Here is a 768-nt window from a genome sequence, read left to right on the forward strand (position 1 = left end):
GCTCCGACTGGCCGTTGCCGGCCACGCCGGCGATGCCGACGATCTCGCCGCCGCGCACGTCGAAGGAGACGTCGTCGACCATGGTGACGCCGCGTGAATCCTTGACCGTCAGGTTCTTGACCGAGAGTTTTGTCGCACCGGCCTCCGACTGGCCTTTCTCCACCCGCAACAGCACGCGCCGGCCGACCATCAGTTCGGCCAACTCGCCGACCGTCGTTTCCCTGGTCACCCTGGTCGCCACCATGGTCCCCTGGCGCATGACCGAGACCGTGTCGGTAACGGCCATGATCTCGCGCAGCTTGTGGGTGATCAGCACCACCGTTTTTCCCTGTTCCTTCAGCTGCTTGAGGATGCGGAACAGATGGTCGGCCTCGGCTGGCGTCAGAACCCCTGTCGGCTCGTCGAGGATCAGGATCTCGGCGCCGCGATAGAGCGCCTTGAGGATCTCGACGCGCTGCTGCAGGCCGACCGGCAATTCCTCGATGATGGCGTCGGGATCGACCTCGAGGCCGTATTCGCGCTCCAGCCGTTCGAGCTCGGAGCGCGCCTTGGCGATGCTGCTCTTCAACAGCGCGTCGGTCTCGGCGCCGAGGATGACGTTCTCCAGCACCGTGAAATTGTCGACCAGCATGAAATGTTGGTGCACCATGCCGATGCCGAGCGCTATCGCGTCGTTTGGGGTGTTGATCGACACCGCCTTGCCGGCGACGCGGATTTCGCCGCTGTCGGCCTGGTAGAAGCCATAGAGGATCGACATCAGCGTCGATT

General features: G+C 63.8%; 1 protein-coding gene. It reads right to left on the reverse strand.

What is annotated here, in order from left to right; translation table 11 throughout:
* A partial coding sequence (locus EOA60_RS35485; RefSeq protein ID WP_128312755.1) for an ATP-binding cassette domain-containing protein occupies positions 1-768 on the reverse strand: 768 nt, incomplete at both ends.

The organism is Mesorhizobium sp. M1A.F.Ca.IN.020.06.1.1, from assembly GCF_004023265.1.
Lineage (GTDB): Bacteria > Pseudomonadota > Alphaproteobacteria > Rhizobiales > Rhizobiaceae > Mesorhizobium.